Origin of the sequence: Roseobacter sp., assembly GCF_024639605.1 — a bacterium.
GTDB lineage: Bacteria > Pseudomonadota > Alphaproteobacteria > Rhodobacterales > Rhodobacteraceae > Roseobacter.
Map to the genome: position 1 here is coordinate 1 of NZ_JAHEHZ010000247.1, position 3179 is coordinate 3179.

The 3179-nt window shown below is 58.9% G+C and carries 3 protein-coding genes and 1 pseudogene; 2 read left to right on the forward strand and 2 right to left on the reverse strand.

Annotation, left to right across the window (positions count from 1 at the left end):
- A partial coding sequence (locus tag Q0M35_RS18295; protein ID WP_295317684.1) for a hypothetical protein occupies positions 1-362 on the reverse strand: 362 nt, incomplete at its 3' end.
- A gap of 208 nt (positions 363-570) precedes the next feature.
- Between Q0M35_RS18295 and Q0M35_RS18300 the strand changes: the two genes are divergently transcribed.
- Positions 571-1314: an SDR family oxidoreductase gene (locus tag Q0M35_RS18300; RefSeq protein WP_295317685.1), complete on the forward strand. Its 744-nt coding sequence runs from the start codon at positions 571-573 to the stop codon at positions 1312-1314.
- Entirely contained in the window at positions 1314-2456 is a 1143-nt protein-coding gene (locus Q0M35_RS18305; RefSeq protein WP_295317686.1) for an alpha-hydroxy acid oxidase, read from the forward strand. Before Q0M35_RS18300 ends, Q0M35_RS18305 begins: the two co-directional genes overlap by 1 nt.
- Before the next feature lie 535 nt (positions 2457-2991).
- Here Q0M35_RS18305 and Q0M35_RS18310 read toward each other — a convergent pair.
- A pseudogene (locus tag Q0M35_RS18310) lies at positions 2992-3179 on the reverse strand (TRAP transporter large permease); the annotation flags it as partial.

A 3179-nucleotide genomic window follows, 5' to 3' on the forward strand; every position in this document is an offset into this window, starting at 1 on the left:
AGCGCGGTGACAATGGCGTTAAAAAGCAGGCTGGTGCTAACCGGCCCAAACCAGGGAATGACCAGCCCCAGCAATGTGAGTGGCAGAAGGCCAATGGGGACACCAATGCCTTTGCGGGAGTAGAGCAGCCCATCGAGGCCGTAAGTACCTTGCTGCAAATCCATCCAGCGAATTTGCTCAATGTCCAGCGCGGCGCGTCGAACCAGGCTTTCTGCGGTGGCAAACATTGCCAGGCCATCGCTGGAGTTGATGCGGGGGGTGTAGGTAAGCAGGTAAACCGAAAAGAGGAAAAGGAACAGGAACAAGGCAATTACGAGAACGAGATTATTTTTTTTGTGCTGTTTCTGGCTATTAACCGACATTACAATCCGTTAAGAAGATTGGAGACTGCTAATTTTGGTTCAAATGAATTACGTGTGGTTTGATAACTGCAGTTCAAAATCAGGCTTGTTTTGCTGAATTTGATTTAGAACTATGTTGATAGTGTGCAGCGAGAGCAGGATTATTTCAAGGTGGCTGTCGCCAGATTCCAATAAATCAGCGGCTGGCTGGCCCGATGAGGAGGATATGATGGAACAGATACTTTCAGGAAAAACCGCGCTCGTCACCGCCGCAGGGCAGGGGATCGGGCGCGCGTCGGCCGAAGCGCTGGCCAGACGCGGAGCAAAGGTAATCGCCACAGATATCGACAGGGCGGCGGTTGACGATCTGGCCGCCCAGACAGCCGGTATTTCGGCGCATGAGCTGAACGTTCTTGACGTGCGCGCGATTGCAGCTCTGACGGGTGAGACAGGGCCGTTTCAGATCCTCGTGAACTGCGCGGGATGGGTGCACAGCGGCACGATCCTTGATTGTGATGACGATGCCTGGGACAGGTCCTTTGATCTGAATGCAAAGGCTGTGTTTCATGTGACTAAAGCGGTCCTGCCGGGCATGCGCGGGGCAGGCGGAGGGTCGGTCATCAATATCGCGTCGGTGGTTTCAAGTCTGAAGGGGGCCCCCAACCGCTTTGCCTATGGCGCGTCGAAAGCGGCAATAATTGGCCTGACCAAGGCCATCGCCGCCGATTTCGTGCAGGAGGGCATCCGCTGCAACGCGATCTGCCCCGGGACGGTTGAAAGCCCATCTCTCAAAGAGCGCCTGGCCTCCACCGGTGATTTCGAGGCCGCGCATAAGGCTTTTACCGCACGCCAGCCGATGGGCCGTTTCGGCACACCTGAAGAAATTGCGGAAATGGTGGCGTATCTCGCGGGGGATCTCTCGGCCTTTACCACCGGTCAGACCTTTGCCATCGACGGCGGCTGGTCGATCTGATGGGTCTCGACCGCGCGGCATCCATCGAAGACCTGCGTCTGCGCGCCCGGCGCCGGATCCCCCGGTTCGCCTTTGATCTGGTTGATGGCGGTGCGGAATCCGAACACAATCTGAGACGCAACAGCGCGGCCTTTGAGGAAATTTCGCTGACGCCCAGATATATGAGAGACGTGGCCCGGATCGACACCCGGGCCGGTCTCTTCGGCCAGACGTTTGATCTGCCGTTCGGCATGGCGCCGATCGGGATGCTGAATGCCTTCTGGCCGGACGCCGATCTGATCCTGGCCCGGCTCTGTAAACGCGAAAACATCCCCTATGTGGCAAGCTCTGCGGCCTCGACAACGCTTGAGCGTCTGGCTGAGGCTGCGGAGGGAAACGGCTGGTTTCAGCTTTATGTCTCCGGCGATGAGGCGGTCACAGAAAGTCTCGTCGCGCGGGCTGAGGCGGCGCAGTACCCTGTGATGATGGTCACCGCGGACGTGCCGGCCGCCGGCAAGCGGGACCGCGACATCCGCAACCAGCTGAGCGTGCCGTTCCGGTTCACGCCGGAAGTGCTGGTGCAACTGGCGCTCAATCCGGTCTGGTCCCTGGCCAGCCTGCAGCACGGCAAGCCCAACATCGCCAACTATGCGGATCTGCTGCAAAGCGCGACCTCTTATGCGGATGTGCAGAAAACGCTGATCACGCCCGGTTTTACCTGGGAGCATCTCGAACGTCTGAGAGACCGCTGGAAAGGCAGGCTGCTGGTCAAGGGTATTCTGCACGCGGATGACGCCGTCAGATGTGCTGACATCGGGTGTGACGGCATCGTCGTGTCCAATCATGGCGGCCGGCAGGTGGCCTTTGGTCCGGCGACGGTTGATGTGCTGCCGGACATTGCCGCGGCCCTTGACGGTCGCATCAGGATAATTCTCGACAGCGGTATCCGCCGGGGTGCGGATTTCATGCGCGCAAAGGCGCTCGGGGCGGATTTTGCCTTCAGCGGACGGGCTCTTGCCTACGGCGTGGGGGCCGGCGGTGCGGCAGGCGCACAGCGGGCAATGGATATCCTGAAGCTGGAACTGGTGCGCGCCATGGGTCAGCTCGGGGCAACCTCGTTTGACGCAATCGACGCCGCCGCGCGCACGCCGCCGACCACCTGACGCGGGCCGGACCCGCCGGGGGTCACCGGGACCAGAACCCGGTGTCTGATCAGCGAGGTCAGCACAGCGTGCCGCGCCAACACCGGTCCGGCAGCGATCCGGGTGTCACGTTATTTAACATAAAACGCATTATCAACTTGTGAACGCTGCGCGTATTCGGGCGTTGGTTGATACGCCGGCGGCTGATCTCGAACATCTGTCATGCGGTGGCTGCAGAACAACTATGCGCTAATGGCGGTGGTTCCGGAACGACTTCGGGCATAGGTGCGGGATAATGCAATCACAGCAATATGGGATCAGGACAATGACAAAACTTGCAAAAGACGCATCCGGCATCGCGGCAGTGGTAATCGCAACCGCTTTGTTTATCAGCCTGCATTCATGGATGTTCGTCCTGTAATTCAGCCGTCTGGAGCATCCCCTGCGCGGGGACTGCCGGCCTGAGAGATACAAGAGACGATCCGTTCGGAAATAACCAGGAAACGGAAAAGGCGCTCAGATACTGAGCGCCTTTTCCAGTTTTATTCAGCCCGCCTTATTTGCCGAGCAGAAGATCGGGCAGCCAGAGCGCAAGCTCCGGCACAAACGTCGTCAGCATCAGCGTCGGCAGCCAGGCGAAAATGATGAACACCAGCGTCGGCCACAGCATACGTGACACAGGCACTTCACAGATCTGAGCACCCAGATACAGCAAAGGCGCCGTCGGAGGCGTGATGTTTGCCA